Here is a 15,437-nt window from a genome sequence, read left to right on the forward strand (position 1 = left end):
AAAAGCTTGCAGAATAGCCATTCTACAAGCCAATACCCCATTTTTTTAATGCGACGGTAAACATCGTTTTCTCATAGGGCTTGCTGGAGAGGTGAATTTCTCCCCCCAGCACTTCAACAAGCCGCTTGGTGATTGTTAAGCCCAGACCGCTTCCTTGATAGCTGCGGTTTCTTGAGTCTTCCAGCGTATACATCCGTTCAAATACTTTATCGATATGCGACTCGGAAATCCCTTTCCCTTTGTCCCATATGTCAATATACAAAAAATTTTCAGAGTTTCTTACAGCAATGCCTACTGTTTTTCCTTCTCCTCCATAGGCGATCGCATTGGAGAGTAAGTTATGTAAAATCCTGCTTAACACTTCTTCATTTCCCCAGGCATACAGCTGATCCTCAGAAATATCAATGTGGACGGAAAAACCTTTCGCCGTCAGCAAATCATAGAAAGACAAAATGGTTTTCCGGCAAATTTCATTTACATTGATTCTGGCAAATTCAATTTCTTTATCGCCTGATTCCAATTTTGCCAAATCAAAAAATTTACGGATAAGCTCCATCACTTCATTTGTTTTCAGCCGCACATTTTGCACTAAGGCTTGCCGCTCGGCTTCGCTCAGCGAGTGATCGGTTTGCAGGATTTCCGCGTAGCCAAGGATCACCGTCAATGGCGTATTTAAATCATGTGAAATATTGGCAAGCATCCGCCGCATGGACATCTCCACCTTCGCGTGTTCGGCATTGCTAAGCTGGATCGCTTCCAATAAATGATTAATCTCTACTAACAGCTTTTGCAGTTCTTGATGATCGGTGGCCAGCAGCAGCTTTTCGCCTGTCTTCTCTGCAACAATAGCTTGCAGCTTTTCATACATATAACACAAATCACGGTTCTGCTTTCTTCGTCTGGAATATTGAAGGACATTCAATCCCAGTAACACCGCCGCCATCACCGTCAAGAATGCTTCCATCTACAGCACTTCCCACTTATAACCGATTCCCCATAGCGTCTTAATATAGACAGGACAAGATGGGTTATCTTCTATCTTCTCACGCAGCCTTCTCATATGAACATTAATGACATTATCCACTCCGTGATAGTCCTCATTCCAAACCAATTGATAAATTTGTGCTTTGGTAAACACGCGATGGCGGTTTTTGACAAACAATCGCAAAATTTCAAACTCTTTTGAGGTAAGTTTAATAGCGTTTCCCTTCTTCCAAACGGTAAAGTTGGTAAAATCTATTTTTAAATCCCCGATCTGAACGATATCCTCTTCTTCCCGCTGAGGAGCGGCATACTGGGTTGAACGACGAATGCCTGCTTTTACCCTCGCCGACAGCTCAATCATGGAAAACGGTTTGCCTATATAATCATCGGCTCCCAAGCCTAATCCAATCGCTTTATCGACATCCGTATCCTTCGCCGACATCATTAAAATAGGCACTGCGCTTTTTTGGCGTATTGATTTCATCACTTCTAACCCGTCCAGCTTGGGCAGCATGATATCTAAAATGATGAAATCATAAGCCTCCTGTCTGAATTTCGCTATTCCTTCCTCTCCATCCGAGGCGGTCTCCACCATGAAACCTTCTTTATGTAAATAGCTCGCCACCATTTCTTGAATCGACTGATCATCTTCTATTAACAAAATCGTCCCCGGCATTCTGCTTCTCTCCTGCCTCTCATACAATAGCTTTGCAACCATGCAATGAAACGGTTCTACGTCTCAGGTTGTAGTTAAAAATAAACCCCTCGTTCATTGTTTCCTTATGGAAAATTATATAAGATAAAATCAATGATTGGAAGTTCAAATTAAGACTGGAGGAAGATCATGAAAAAAATAGCGATAACGATTGTCACAATGGCATTATTAGGTATCGCTCTTCTCACCTTGAAAGATTACACTTCACTGTTTGGAAACAAGATAACCGCCCAAGAAGACAGCATTGAGGTGACATCCGGAATTGACCGCATGGATCTGGAGATCACCAGCGGAAACACGACCATTATTCCGCAGGACCGCCATGATGTGAAAGCTGTTTATAAAGGCAAGAACAAGCTTTCTGTGAAGGAAGACGGCAGCACAATTGAAGTAGAAGTGAAGCAAAGATGGTATCAGTGGATATCCTTTTTTAACTCACCAAAATCATCCTTAACCATTTACATTCCAAAGGATTATCAGCATGATCTTGAGCTCAGCGTCGGCTCTGGTCACTTGCAATTCGCAGGAGATTCCCCTTCTCGGCCGATGAAGCTGGATACGATGAGCTTAGAAATGAGCTCCGGAGACGTGAAGCTGCAAAATCTGGAGACGTCGGCATTCAAATATGAGGGCTCTTCAGGTCAATTAACCATTGATTCATTCACGACAAAAGAAGGCAGATTTGATCTCGATTCGGGGGATGTGAGACTCGTCCGATACGCCGGTCCTCTCAACGGTGATTTAGCTTCGGGGCACATGAAAGTCGCGATGGATCAATTAGCGGGGGATATAAATCTGGACTTAAACTCCGGAAATGCTCAGCTTGATTTGCCGGATCATGCGGATTTTATGCTTAAAGGTGATACAGTCAGCGGAGATATCACTTGTGATTTCCCTCTCAAAAATCAAACATCGAAAAGCGGCACAATTTCCGGCACACATGGCTCCGGCACCTATCAAATCAACGTCTCCTTAGCAAGCGGAGATGTGAAAATTCATTGAAAAATGAGCAAAGAAAGCGGCCGCTTTCTTTGCTCATTTTATGCTTGTCCAATAAACCGCTTATTCCATTCCACTAATTCATCCGCCGGCAGCGGTTTAGAAAAATAGTAGCCTTGAATAATAGGATAATGACATGACTTCGCAAGAAAAGCGGCCTGCTCCTCCGTTTCCACCCCCTCTACCACCACTTTCAAGTTTAAAGATTTTCCTAATAAAATGATGGATTGGATAATGGAAGCATCCTTTTCCGTACGAAATCCCCCGTCGATAAACGATTTATCAATCTTCAGCGTCGAGATAGGGATTTTCTTCAAATAAGATAAAGAGGAGACACCTGTCCCGAAATCATCCAGTGCCACTTCAAAGCCTTCCTTTCGAAAACGGTCGACCGCTTGAATCGCCCCATCAATCGTTTTCACGAAGCTCGTTTCGGTAATTTCCAGCTCCAGGAATTCAGGATCGATCTGGTACCGGCGGGTTGTACTCAGCAAATACTCCAGCAGCCGCGGAGAGCTCACATAATGGCCGGGAATGTTAATCGCCACCCTCCAGCTGCGGCTATTCTCCACTTGCCAAGCAAGGATCTGCTGGCAGACCCGGTCAATGACCCAATCCGTCACATCCATCATTCGATGATATTTTTCCAATACCGGAATAAAAACCGCGGGCGATAGAATTCCATACTTGGGATGCTTCCAGCGCAGCAGTGCCTCCACTCCAATCATTTCCTTCTGATCGGTTGCTACTTTCGGCTGATAAACAAGGTATAATTCATTCTCCGCCAGCGCCCGGTCAATACCTTCCATTATTTCTCTTTCCATGGTATGTGCGTGAATCTCCGGATCATAAGCAATCACTTCATTATGAAACCCAGCCCCCGGATGGCTCAGCACCGCTAGCGCTTGACCGTACAGCTCAGCGGACGGCACCTTCTGCTCGGCGTCCGCAAAAGCACAGAGGGATTGCAGCCGCACAACATGACCGTCGATCACGAGCGGCTGATTCATGAGAAAGGCCGCTCGTGTCATCGCCTGCCTTAACTCCGAAACAGCTTTTTCATCTCTTACCGCAAAGGCAAAGCGCTGTCCATCCAGCCGGTACAGCTCAGCTAGCGGCGGCTTGACAGAAGCGAGCAGCTCGCTCGTTTGCTGAATCACATCATCCAAAAAGGCATAACTGTACGAGTGATGGAGCAGGTCGAGATCGTGGAAGTGCCACACGGCCATCGCCGGATAAGCATTGCTGTTTACATTCTTTTCAAATTCCCTGCGGTTCGGGAGCTTTGTTAGCGAGTCATAATAGCTAAAACGATGCTCCACATAACGATCCAACAGGCTCGAAAGCAGAAATAAAACAAACAGCACTGTTATGGCCGCTGTTGTACTGCCAATTAAAAAAGCCATATCTGACAGATGATGTCCGCTATTCTTAAGCGGCAATTGTTTAGGCACATAGAAATGCACCGCAGCCATACCAGTATAATGCATGCATGAAACCGCCATGCCCAGAATAGCCGAGACAAGCAGCCGCACGAAACGGCGGCGTGCTTTTCTTTGGTGCTTGGCTAAAATATACAGCGCGATAAACGAAACGACAACCGCCACAACGATAGAGGCTATAAATAAACGAATGTCATAGCTGATCACGACATTCTTCATCTTCATCGCGGCCATGCCGATATAATGCATCACAGATATCCCGGCTCCCATAACGATACCTGCCATTACATAGGAAGAAATCGTGAGGCTCGGCCGATTGGAAAAATAGAACGCCAAAAAAGAAGCGATCAGCGCAGGCCCGATCGAAATTAACGTCAGCCAATGATCATAATGCATGGAGACCGGAAGCATCAAAGCGCTCATCCCAATAAAATGCATCGACCAAATCCCTATTCCCATAGAAACGGAAGCAAGAATCAGCCAAACAGTCCGATGAAAGAAACTGTTTTGCTGAGCGCGCTCATTCATTATGATCGCCGTATAGGAAGCGGCGCAGGCCATAGCAATCGACAGAAGAACGATGGACCCTGCATAGTCGCCTTGCAAAATTTTAAAGGATGCTGCAGAAGGTGTAGAAAACATTACTTTCCTCTCTCTTTTCTCACGGTAATCTTTCGTTATATTTCCTGAATGACAGCCAAGCATAAGTTATAGCTCAAGAACTATTTTACCCCTATACACATCAATCTGACTAGTTCTAAAGGTCTATTTCTTATTCCGTACTGATCGTAAGAGCTTAACAAAAATATCCAGCTGTGCGTTCTCTTGGCAGCTGGATAGAATCCTCATCTTTTATGCAGGTCCCCTAAGTGAATAAAACCCAAGAACGCAGGAAAACCGGCATTCTCAGGCTATTCTTTAGGATTTATGAAATGAGCCTATGACTTCGACCGTTTCGGTGATATTTACAAATGCTTCCGGATCAGCTTCATGAATCATTGTCTTTACATCCGTCAGCTGATAGCGCGTAATGACGGTGATCAGAACCGACCGGCCTTCACCTGAATACGCCCCTTCTCCCTTCATGACGGTTACCCCGCGGTAAACATTTGAAATCAGCTTCTCTTTCACAGCTTCTCCTTTGGCTGTGATAATCATCAGCGTTAGCTTAATATGGTTCGTGTGAATCGTATCAATCACTTTACCTGTCGCATAAATAGCTATCATCGTATTCAGCGCCGCATCCCAATTAAAAATGAAGCCTGAAGCAATGACCACTACTCCGTTCATCGCCGAAAGCAGTGCCCCAAGCGGAAAGTCCTTCTTCTTTGTCAGCAGCATAGCGATGATATCGAAGCCTCCCGATGAAGCAGATGCCCGAAAGATTAATCCGATGCCGAGTCCCGTCAGCACGCCGCCAAACAAGGAAGACAGAATCGGTTCCGTCGATACTTGATAAATAGGGATCATATACAAACTGACCGATATCAGAACAACAGACAGAATCGTGTACCCAATAAACTGTTTCCCCAGCTTTTTCACACCGACCACTAACAAAGGAAGGTTTAATAAAAAGTTAATGACCCCCGTATTCATTGGGGTAATCAGTCCGACCATGATCGCCACACCGCTCAGCCCGCTGCTCAAAATTCCATGCGGAATCAAAAAAAGATTATATGCCACTCCAACAATGATCGACCCTAATAGAATGGTCAAAATATTCATGGTCTTCCCTCCTCTTTCGCCAGCAAAATGAATAAAAGAATTATACTGGAGGAAGGGGATCTTGTGAAAATGATAGTTTTTTCTGAAATATCAAACAAAAGGATCAGTGAAGTCCTCGGCTTTTTTTCGATGAAGACACTCGAAACCCATGCGGCAATTCGGTATAATAAGTACAGTGGCAGAAAAACAGCTTCGAGAATATATGGTTTAACGAGATTCAAAGTTGAAAGAGAGTGAACAACATGGGCCGTAAATGGAACAACATTAAAGAAAAGAAAGCGTCAAAAGATGCCAATACGAGCCGGATTTACGCAAAGTTTGGACGTGAAATTTACGTAGCTGCCAAGCAGGGAGAACCGGATCCGGAATCGAACCAAGCGTTAAAAGTCGTGCTCGAACGCGCGAAAACATATAATGTGCCTAAAGCGATTGTAGACCGCGCCATTGAGAAGGCCAAGGGCGGTTCAGAGGAAAATTATGATGAGCTTCGCTACGAAGGCTTTGGTCCGAACGGGTCCATGATCATTGTGGATGCGCTATCGAACAACGTTAATCGCACCGCCTCCGAAGTGCGTGCTGCCTTTGGCAAAAACGGCGGAAACATGGGCGTCAGCGGGTCGGTTTCCTACATGTTTGAAGCTACTGCCGTGATCGGCGTAGAAGGGAAAACAGCGGATGAAGTACTGGAGCTGTTAATGGAGGCCGATCTGGATGTGCGCGATATTTTAGAAGAAGACGGCTCCGTCATCATTTATGCCGAACCCGATCAATTCCATGCAGTACAAGAAGCCTTCAAGCAAGCCGGCATCAGCGAATTCACCGTTGCTGAGCTGACCATGCTTGCTCAAAACGACATTCACTTATCCGAGGAAGATCAAGCCCAATTTGAAAAGCTGATCGATGCCCTAGAAGATCTGGAGGATGTCCAGCAAGTGTATCATAACGTGGACTTGGGCGAATAATAGCCTATAGGAAAATCTTCCATTCAACTGAAAAAGCAGTAGCCCTCATCGGAGAAGCTACTGCTTTTTCAGTTTTTTTCCGCGCCGGGCACGGGCTGATGTTCTTTACCGATCAGCCGCTCTAGCCGCTTTTGGCATGGCGGCAGCGTGATCTGGATGATTCTTCCTAAAAACAAAGCGATCAAAATGGTGCCGATGCCGACCGGGCCTCCCAGCAGCCACCCTAATAGAAAGACGGTTATTTCCATACCATTTCGGACAAGCGTGATACTCCAGCCGGTTTTTTCCACGATCAGGAGCATTAAGCTGTCTCTCGGACCGGCTCCTAAATCAGCGGAAACATAGAGACTGATACCAAATCCGAGAATAAAGACGCCGGCAGTAAAGCATAGCACTTGAACGAGGATCGTCTCCGGATTGGGTAGCCACAGATTAAAGATATCGATAAACACACCCAGAAGCAGCATGTTCATGATAGCGCCGATTTTTGGCGGGGTTTGCGTGCCGACCCAAGTAGCGGCAATAATCGTAATTCCTGCAATGATTGACCATGTGCCGATCGTTAATCCCAACTGCTTATAAAGCCCATAGTGAAATACATCCCACGGTCCGATCCCCAGCACTTTCCCCTTAATGGTGAGTGAAATCCCCAGTGCCAGCACGATCAAGCCCATGATAAAAAAAGTCCAGCGCAAACGGTATTCGCGGCGCATACGCTCCCTCCGTTCCTATTAAACTGCTCATTTGTTTAGGCTTTCGAAATAGATTCCTCATCCACTTTAGCATAACCCTCCTATTATTTTAAACGATTTCTCCCTCCTCCTTTTTTGCTTTTGGGCACAAACAGATAGTAAGAACATTCAAAAAACGGCAACCTTACAAATCAGGTTACCGTTTCATCTGATGAATGGCAGCGTACAGAAGCTCCTGTTGTTTAAAGCTTGGATGATTCCTCCACACCTCAAGGCCGCCTGCTCTTCTACGAAGTCGCATCCAGCTTCTGCTCAGGCACCAGCTTCTTATCAAACTGGCTCCACAGTAACCCCAGTGCTGCTCCGGCTAAAGCAGGCACAGCCCATTCCAGTCCGTAAGCCGAAAGCGGCAAATGCTCTCTTACAGTTTGAAGCGGTCCTAAGTGAACGCCCGCAGTATGCAGACCTCCCAATACAGCAAATACTCCTGTGCATAATACAGTACAGCCGTAGACCTTCTTAGCATGCTTGAAATAGCGATGGAAAAAGGTTAAGGCGATCAGAACAATCGTTAGCGGGTAGGCCGTTACGAGAAATGGCACAGACACTTTCAGAATTTGCGCAAGCCCCATGTTTGCAAGCGTGAAACCGACCAGTGTCAGCACGAACACTTGCGTCTTGTAGCCTGCTTTCGGGAACAGCTTGGCAAAATACTGACTGCATGATGTCGTTAAGCCAACGACGGTCGTAAAACAAGCTAACGTAAAAATCAAGCCTAGCAGGATGGTTCCATTTTGTCCTAAGAGCTGAATGGAAGCAGCGCTTAAAATATCCGTGCCATCTGCAAAGCTGCCGTTTGCCGCCATTCTTCCTCCGATAACTCCGAGACTGATGTAAACGAGCGATAGCAAGAAGCCTGCGATGATAGCCGCCTTCCATGTATACTTCGTCAATGCCTTTCTGTCAGAAATCCCCTTTTGCCGGATCGATGTTAGGATGACGATGCCGTAAGCGAGCGCTGCGAGGGCATCCATCGTGTTGTACCCTTCAATAAAGCCTTTGAATAAAGCACCGCTCTGATAGCCTTCCGCTGGCGTTTGCAGCGGTGCATCCAGCTTGGCGAATCCAATCGCACAAAGAACAACCATTGCTACGAGCAGTACCGGCGTAATCCACCGGCTTAAATATTTTTCCATTTTAGATGGATCTAAGCTGATGATGTAAACGAGAGCAAAGAAAACAAAAGTATATAAAAACAGCATCAATGACGGGTTCCAAGCCTCAGGCAGAAAAGGCTTCACACCCATTTCATAAGCGACGTTAGCATTTCTCGGGATGCCGAGAAATGGACCAATTGATAAATACACGCCAAACATGAATACGGCACTAAAAACGGGATGAACTCGGTTTGCGATAGCTGGAGCCCCGTCTTTTACAAGGGATACAGCTAACAGAACAGCGAACGGCAGGCCGACGCTCGTTACGATAAACCCTGCCATAGCAAGCCAGTAGGAAGTTCCCGACTGCGCCCCTAAGTGCGGCGGGAAAATCAAGTTCCCCGCTCCAAAAAACATCGAAAATAACATTAAGCCAATAAACAAAGTATCAAATTTTTTCATCGGGAATCTCTCCTTTTCTTGTTGTAATATCGTCTTTCGCTTTGTTGAATGGATGAGCTTAATCCGCAAGAAAACAAAAAACCCGCCCCTGTATGCAGGGACGAGTTTGCGCTCGCGTTACCACCCATCTTCCGCAAGTATTAAAAAAATACATGCGGCACTCTAGTCAACGTACAATCATACGTGCTCCTTGGTAACGGCGGATCACCCGTCAAAGCCTACTTCATTTCAGCTTTGCGTCTCGGAGATGATTTTCAGACAAGACCTGAACGTCGGCTCTCACCATACGCCGATTCTCTGGAGAACAGGCACCTTCTCTTACTCTTTCTCGTCACAGACTTTCATTTGCTATTGATTGATTAATAAATTAGCAAATAAAAAACACGTTGTCAATATTTTTAAATAATTTGCATTAAATTTTTTTTTGAGTCTTTTCCGTTTTTTCTATTTATGCCTATAGCAGGGATAATAGGAATGTAGAGATTGAACAAAAAAGCCGCAGGAAAACGCTGCAGCTTCATTATATTCGTTCAATTTTAGCGGATTTTCTCCAGTTGACATCCAGCTGCGTTACATCAACTCCGGATGTTTCTTTAATCTGTTTCACCGCGCTGTTAATAATCTGTTCGGCATTGCCGGCACTTTTTTCGGGGAGCGTGACCACCGTTTTGATCTCTATCCCTTTTACAAGAAATGTTACTTCTGCTTGCCGCTGATCCTCTTGAGGCAAGAGATAAATTTGTACCTTCTGTCCAATCTCTCTGCTGATCATTTCTTGATAAAGCAGAATTTTCTCTCGGATTGCTTGAGGGTGATGATTGTTGTACATAAGCAATTCAGGGTTAATATGAAAGTAGTCAGCTACTTGACTGACCTTTTGCCGGCTGACCCCTTCACGCATCCAGCGTTTGACCGTAACGTGAGACACCTGCAAATCCTTCGCCAGCTGCGACGCGCTTACATTTTCAAACATCATAAGAAGCTCCAAAAAACTCATAATAATCCCACTTTCCTACATTAATCCAATATTAGTAATTTTCTTGAGTAAATCTGCTCTATCTATGCTTAATATCGGACTTTCTTCATTTTTTTTCACCAACTAAGCCAACTTTTTATATTTAATTCATTGTAAATATTTTAAATCTTTTAAAAAGATCACAAAGAAGAAGGAATCAAAAGTTTTGTTGCCGAAATAGAGGAGGAAAGGGAGGAGAAATGAGGATGGAAAAACTTTCAACCACAGAACAAGTGCTTCTTGCCTATTATGTCCAATATTATGTAGAAAACACTGCCGAAGCTCTGGAGAGTTTACAGAACAGGCTGCGCCAAGGAATGGATTCTTCCGAATACGAACAAGCAATCAGCCTATTAGCCGAGGCGGGATTAGTCAATGGCACCAGCAAAGATGAGGATAAACGTTTCGAGCCAATGATCACAAATAAAGGGGTATTATTTATTGAAACCCTCTTGCAAATTCAGTCTTATGCCGTTGAAACCCGCAAACTGCTTTATGTGAAAAACAGTCTATTAACAAGTCATTTGCAATTAACAAATAACGTAATTTCCGACTATATTAAACAGGCAATTCAGCTGCAGGAGTCTTAAAAAAAGCGCTCCTTTTTGCCGTTTAAAGAGCTTGTTATAAAGCTCTTTAAATGGCGGCATTTGTTTAGATTAGACGCATTTGGATCCATCGTGATCATGCGGCTGCATCCGGTTTCTTAGTGCAGCTCCAACCGCAGCGGAGATTTCGCTGTCTGCTCCACTCTTGAAGCGGAAACCTTGCGGCATTTTATAGACAGGATAAAAATACATAGAGGTGCATAGAAATTGACAAAGGAACATTGGAATCAGCGGTTTGGTGAAGAAGAGTACGCATATGGGAAAGAGCCGAATGCCTTCATTCAGGAAATGGCTCCGCAGCTGCCGGCCGGTAACATGCTGGCAATCGCGGAAGGAGAAGGAAGAAATGCCGTATTTCTCGCTTCACTTGGCCACCAAGTTACAGTGTGGGATTATGCAACGGAAGGCTTGAAGAAAACAAAGCAATTAGCAGGAGAAAAAGGAGTTCAAGTGAAAACGGTCTGCCTTGATTTAAACGAAGCTCCCTGGAAGGAACAATCCTGGGATCATATTATATGTGTGTTTGGTCACTTTGAAACAGACTTGCGCCTTCATACCTTAAAAGCAATTGAAAAGGCTGTGAAGGCAGGCGGGAGCTTTCTTTGCGAAGTCTATTCCGCCGATCAGCTTCACTACCAGACCGGCGGACCGCGCGATATCCAGATGCTTTATCGTCCAGAAGAGCTGTTAAACACCTTTGCAGACTGGCATATCTTGCACTTCTTTATGGGCGAGGTTGAGCGCCAAGAAGGCCGGCTTCATCAAGGAGTCTCACATGTAATTCAATTTTATGGAACGAAAAGAGGGTGAATTCCATGGCTGTGCATCATTTTCATTTGCATGCTGATTGGCCCGGCTCCCGCAATGGCGTTGGCCGAATCACTGCCGGGAGCTTAACGACAGAGGTGTCGATTCCTCCGGAAATGAACGGTCCCGGAATCGGCACCAACCCTGATGAAATGCTGCTTGGTGCCTCGGCCACTTGCTATATCATTACTCTCGCCGCCATGCTGGAAAAAAGCAAATTAAAGAAAGAGCGGCTGTCAATGAATTCAGAGGGCGTCGTAGAGGTGGCACAGGGCATTATAACTTATCAAAAGATTATTCATCGTCCGCAAATTGTCTTGCCGGCCAGCGCCTCCGACCGGGACATCGCCCTTGCTAAAAAACTGGCTGTCAAAGCGGAAGCATCTTGCATGATCAGCCGCGCTTTGCAAGGCAATGTCGACATTCAGTTGCAGGCCGCCGTCAAAAGAGGAAGCTGACCCTCATCCAGCTGTCATGCGCTCTATTCTTTCCTCAGAGATGAACCGGCGGGCATCTCCCGATATGAATCCCCAACAGCAAGTTACATTTACAAACTTCTTCCAGCGAGGCGAAGCCGGCTTCGGCTCGTTTGTCTTCTTAAAAGTCATTTTCCATTATCCCCCTTCAAATGGAAAAATTCTCGTTACAGCCGATTACAAATCTTTTTTTATTCTCCCTATTGTATATATAATCATATTGTTGCATAATTATCATACCGTTTATCCATACTTCTTTAACAAATTATATAATAAGGGGAATCGTCATGGAAATTACGAATGCCACAACAGGTGATGTCCAGAGTATTTATCAATTAATTCAGATGTACGCGAAAAAAGAGATTGTCTTGCCGCGTTCTATCTTATCGCTTTATCAGCATATACAAAGTTTATACGTAATGAAAGAAGAAGATCAGTTGCTAGGGGTGGCCGGTCTGCACGTCTTGGGAGAGGATTTAGGCGAGGTGCGTTCATTAGTCGTTGCTCCCGGACATGAAGGGAAAGGCATCGGCCGGCAATTAGTCGAGCATGTGATCAATGAGGCGGCCAGACTTGGAGTGAACCGTGTGATTTCTTTGACGTATGAAACAGCCTTTTTTGAAAAATGCGGATTTGCCGTGATCAGCAAAGAAGAACTTCCCGAAAAAACATGGATTGACTGCATGAACTGCCCGAAGCTGGAGTGCTGTGATGAAATTGCTATGATCCGGTACATTGGATAAGATGCCCCCTCCAAACAGCTCCGTCCATCCCCCCGCTGATGGACGAAGCTGCTAAAAAAACCTTCAAATGAGCACGTTTTGCTTGTCAATGATTGACTGCCAAAAACTCAATGTTTACGGGCAGAGTTTCTTCGTTTCCGAACGCACTTTGGCATTTTTCAGGCTAAGCGGCCAAAAATACGGCCGAAAGCCATCAAAGAGCAAGGCCGTCCCTACTCTTGAGAAATTCTGGCCTTGACCATTTTAGTTAATTGTTCTGCATTGGAACTGATTTCTTCGACTGTGGCTGATATTTGTTCAATGGCCGCTGCCTGTGTTTCAGAAATGTGATTGATTTGCTCAAATGATTGCGTCAGATCCTTGATCATTGATTGGATTTTCATGGTGATGCCATCCACTTGGCCCACATTTTCTTTCGAGGAATTGGCCAGCTTGCGAATTTCATCGGCAACAACGGAAAAACCGCGCCCCGCTTCTCCCGCGCGTGCCGCCTCAATCGCTGCGTTAAGCCCCAGCATATTGCTTTGCTCGGAGATTCCTCTAACCGAAGCAGAAATTTCAACAATTTCTTTAGCCCCTTCTTCTACTTCTCTCACCTTCGAAACGCTTTCAGTGACGCGGTCAGCTAGATGGTTGATGGAATCAGCTACTTCATTGATCGTGGCAGACGTTTGTTCGACGATCGCCGACAAGCTTTCCGACACTTCATAGATTTGGTTGATGTTTTCTAAGCTCGTTCCAATACCCACGCCGCCAATAACGTTATGATTTTCGTCAAACAAAGGAATGCCTTTGGCTACAAGAGGAAAACCAAAGACTTCCTTCGGCAGAAAATCCGCCTTCGGCTGCCCATCTCTGATGGCCAATGTTACAACATCTTCATCCTTAAGCGGATCGCCCGGCTTCGCATTTAAAGAGAAGGTTTTGGCCGGAACATGAAGGAGCATTTTCTCCGTATCAAAAACCCCTATGGTTACATCATCTTGAAGCAGGTCGTTTAACAAAGGAGCAACAGTCAGAAATGATTGAATTAACGGGTGATGCTGCACATCCACAGTATTCATATCTTTTATTCCTTTCTCTTTTGTAGATTAATATGGAAATGAACGTTGAGAATAGTTTACCGATATCCATTTCATCGTTGTAAATTCTGCTAAACCCCATTCACCGTTTAATCGGCCGATACCGGAGGATTTCTCGCCTCCGAAAGCGACAATCGGCTCATCATTGATCGTAATATCGTTGACATGAATCATGCCGGTTTCCACTTGCTGTGCCAGCTGAATGCCCCTGTCCACGCTTTTCGTGTGAACGGCTCCGCTTAAACCGTAATCCGTTTGATTGGCCAGTTCAATGGCTTCCTCATCCGTATCAAACGGAAGCACGGCTACGACCGGTCCAAACAATTCCTCTTGAGCCACGCACATCGAAGGAAGGACATCTACGAAGACTGTCGGATGAACTAAGGTGCCGTGAATCGGCCCCTGTACTAGCGGCGTTGCGCCTTCTTCAATCGCTTGATCAATCACTTTCTTCAAACGCTGCGCCTGTCTTTCATTCATGACTGGACCGATGACTGTATCTGCCGCTTTGGGATCACCGACCTTTAAAGAAGTTACTTTCTCTTTAAATTTACGATTGAATTCTTGATAAAGAGAGCGATGAACCAATATCCGGTTGGCACACATGCACACTTGTCCTTGATGAGTGAAGCGGCTAAAGGCAGCGGCTTCCACCGCGTAATCTAAATCCGCATCATCTAAAATAATAAATGCGCTATTGCCGCCGAGCTCCAGCAAGGGCTTTTTAAAATGCCGAACAGCTTTTTGACCAATATGGCGGCCGACCGCTGTCGAACCGGTGAATGAGATAATGCTTGGCACTGGATGTTCAACAAAGGCATCGCCAATCTCTTCGATATCCGTCACAATGACATTGAGCACCCCTTTAGGAAGGCCCGCTTCTTCGAAGATTTTCGCAATTAATGTTCCGCCAGTGACCGGTGTTTCTTCATGCGGCTTGAGCACAACGCCGTTTCCAGCCCCAATGGCCGGAGCGACTGACTTCATCGAAAGCGCAAACGGAAAATTAAACGGGCTAATGACACCTACTACTCCCGCCGGCTTGCGATATAAACGATTTTCCTTTCCATCCACTGAGGAGGGCAAGATCTTTCCTTCCATTCGCAAAGGATAGGTGGACGATTCTTTAAGCATATCGATCACGAGACCGATTTCGATCTGCGCCTTCAACCGTGTCGCTCCCAACTCTTCCATCATCATCTCGCTTATCTCTTCTGTATGCTCTTGAATGTATACAACCGCTCTTTCAAAAACCTCTCTTTGTTTATAGGCGTTGACCTTTGCCCATTCATGCCTGGCTTTTTCGGAGCTTCGATAAGCAAAATCCACATCTGCGGTATCGGCCAGCTGAAAGCGGACAATTTCTTCACCGCTATAAGGGTTGAGATTTTTTAAGAACCTGGCACTGCTTCCTTCCACCCACTCACCATTGATATAATTCTTATTCAAATGCTGGTAAACCGTCATTCACTTCACCCATTTCGTTGGTAATTACACTTTATTTATCGGAGAACTTTAGGAAAATTGAAGTTTTTTCAAAAAATATCGTCTTCCTTCAATAATTTGCT

16 protein-coding genes and 1 other annotated feature are annotated in these 15,437 nt (G+C 45.3%); of the genes, 6 read left to right on the plus strand and 10 right to left on the minus strand.

Translation table 11 applies throughout. The features are described 5' to 3' along the window. Positions 1 to 22: 22 nt before the first annotated feature. The gene (locus CEF20_RS12295) at positions 23 to 964 is read right to left on the minus strand and encodes a sensor histidine kinase (protein ID WP_100332221.1); all 942 of its coding nucleotides are present in this window, start codon (positions 962 to 964) and stop codon (positions 23 to 25) included. Continuing rightward, complete coding sequence (locus tag CEF20_RS12300; protein WP_100332222.1) at positions 965 to 1,660, minus strand: response regulator transcription factor; 696 nt, start codon at positions 1,658 to 1,660, stop codon at positions 965 to 967. Between the two features lie 168 nt (positions 1,661 to 1,828). On the opposite strand from CEF20_RS12300, the gene liaG reads away from it, so the two are divergent. Further along, positions 1,829 to 2,701 carry a LiaG family protein gene (liaG, locus tag CEF20_RS12305; RefSeq protein ID WP_100332223.1) on the plus strand — a complete coding sequence of 291 codons (873 nt, stop codon included), beginning with the start codon at positions 1,829 to 1,831 and terminating at the stop codon, positions 2,699 to 2,701. Positions 2,702 to 2,739: 38 nt separating this feature from the next. Here the strand turns inward: liaG and CEF20_RS12310 are convergent, their stop codons facing one another. Continuing rightward, the gene (locus CEF20_RS12310) at positions 2,740 to 4,782 is read right to left on the minus strand and encodes a bifunctional diguanylate cyclase/phosphodiesterase (RefSeq protein WP_198508526.1); all 2,043 of its coding nucleotides are present in this window, start codon (positions 4,780 to 4,782) and stop codon (positions 2,740 to 2,742) included. 276 nt (positions 4,783 to 5,058) lie between these two features. After that, positions 5,059 to 5,865 (minus strand): YitT family protein, encoded by an 807-nt coding sequence (locus tag CEF20_RS12315; RefSeq protein ID WP_100332225.1) that lies wholly within the window; start codon positions 5,863 to 5,865, stop codon positions 5,059 to 5,061. A gap of 242 nt (positions 5,866 to 6,107) precedes the next feature. Here CEF20_RS12315 and CEF20_RS12320 point away from each other — a divergent pair, with 242 nt between their 5' ends. Next, positions 6,108 to 6,827 (plus strand): YebC/PmpR family DNA-binding transcriptional regulator, encoded by a 720-nt coding sequence (locus tag CEF20_RS12320; protein ID WP_100332226.1) that lies wholly within the window; start codon positions 6,108 to 6,110, stop codon positions 6,825 to 6,827. A 68-nt stretch (positions 6,828 to 6,895) separates the two neighbouring features. Here the strand turns inward: CEF20_RS12320 and CEF20_RS12325 are convergent, their stop codons facing one another. From CEF20_RS12325 to CEF20_RS12335, 3 genes are all read right to left on the minus strand, one after another. Beyond that, a complete protein-coding gene (locus CEF20_RS12325; protein WP_100332227.1) occupies positions 6,896 to 7,540 on the minus strand; it encodes a YczE/YyaS/YitT family protein in 645 nt (214 codons plus the stop codon). Between the two features lie 266 nt (positions 7,541 to 7,806). Further along, positions 7,807 to 9,138, minus strand: a complete 1,332-nt coding sequence (gene brnQ / locus CEF20_RS12330; protein ID WP_100332228.1) for a branched-chain amino acid transport system II carrier protein — start codon at positions 9,136 to 9,138, stop codon at positions 7,807 to 7,809. A 93-nt stretch (positions 9,139 to 9,231) separates the two neighbouring features. Continuing rightward, positions 9,232 to 9,482, minus strand: a binding site (T-box leader). A gap of 176 nt (positions 9,483 to 9,658) precedes the next feature. Next, positions 9,659 to 10,135 carry a hypothetical protein gene (locus CEF20_RS12335; RefSeq protein ID WP_100332229.1) on the minus strand — a complete coding sequence of 159 codons (477 nt, stop codon included), beginning with the start codon at positions 10,133 to 10,135 and terminating at the stop codon, positions 9,659 to 9,661. 224 nt (positions 10,136 to 10,359) lie between these two features. Between CEF20_RS12335 and CEF20_RS12340 the strand changes: the two genes are divergently transcribed. The 3 genes from CEF20_RS12340 to CEF20_RS12350 all read left to right on the plus strand — a co-directional run bounded on the left by CEF20_RS12340 (position 10,360) and on the right by CEF20_RS12350 (position 12,026). Beyond that, the gene (locus CEF20_RS12340) at positions 10,360 to 10,743 is read left to right on the plus strand and encodes a hypothetical protein (protein WP_100332230.1); all 384 of its coding nucleotides are present in this window, start codon (positions 10,360 to 10,362) and stop codon (positions 10,741 to 10,743) included. A gap of 225 nt (positions 10,744 to 10,968) precedes the next feature. Next, complete coding sequence (locus CEF20_RS12345; RefSeq protein ID WP_232713513.1) at positions 10,969 to 11,571, plus strand: class I SAM-dependent methyltransferase; 603 nt, start codon at positions 10,969 to 10,971, stop codon at positions 11,569 to 11,571. Between the two features lie 5 nt (positions 11,572 to 11,576). Then, complete coding sequence (locus CEF20_RS12350) at positions 11,577 to 12,026, plus strand: OsmC family protein (protein ID WP_100332231.1); 450 nt, start codon at positions 11,577 to 11,579, stop codon at positions 12,024 to 12,026. Positions 12,027 to 12,029: 3 nt separating this feature from the next. Here CEF20_RS12350 and CEF20_RS16895 read toward each other — a convergent pair whose 3' ends face one another. Beyond that, positions 12,030 to 12,176 (minus strand): hypothetical protein, encoded by a 147-nt coding sequence (locus tag CEF20_RS16895; protein WP_198508527.1) that lies wholly within the window; start codon positions 12,174 to 12,176, stop codon positions 12,030 to 12,032. 155 nt (positions 12,177 to 12,331) lie between these two features. Here CEF20_RS16895 and CEF20_RS12355 point away from each other — a divergent pair, with 155 nt between their 5' ends. Then, a complete protein-coding gene (locus CEF20_RS12355) occupies positions 12,332 to 12,787 on the plus strand; it encodes an N-acetyltransferase (RefSeq protein WP_100332232.1) in 456 nt (151 codons plus the stop codon). A 212-nt stretch (positions 12,788 to 12,999) separates the two neighbouring features. On the opposite strand, the gene CEF20_RS12360 is transcribed toward CEF20_RS12355, so the two are convergent. Both CEF20_RS12360 and CEF20_RS12365 read right to left on the minus strand, forming a co-directional pair. Next, positions 13,000 to 13,851, minus strand: coding sequence for a methyl-accepting chemotaxis protein (locus tag CEF20_RS12360; RefSeq protein ID WP_100332233.1), 852 nt, complete (start codon positions 13,849 to 13,851; stop codon positions 13,000 to 13,002). Positions 13,852 to 13,878: 27 nt separating this feature from the next. Beyond that, complete coding sequence (locus tag CEF20_RS12365) at positions 13,879 to 15,336, minus strand: aldehyde dehydrogenase family protein (RefSeq protein WP_100332234.1); 1,458 nt, start codon at positions 15,334 to 15,336, stop codon at positions 13,879 to 13,881. Positions 15,337 to 15,437: the final 101 nt, after the last annotated feature.

Origin of the sequence: Bacillus xiapuensis, assembly GCF_002797355.1 — a bacterium.
Classification (GTDB): Bacteria; Bacillota; Bacilli; order Bacillales; family Domibacillaceae; genus Bacillus_CE; species Bacillus_CE xiapuensis.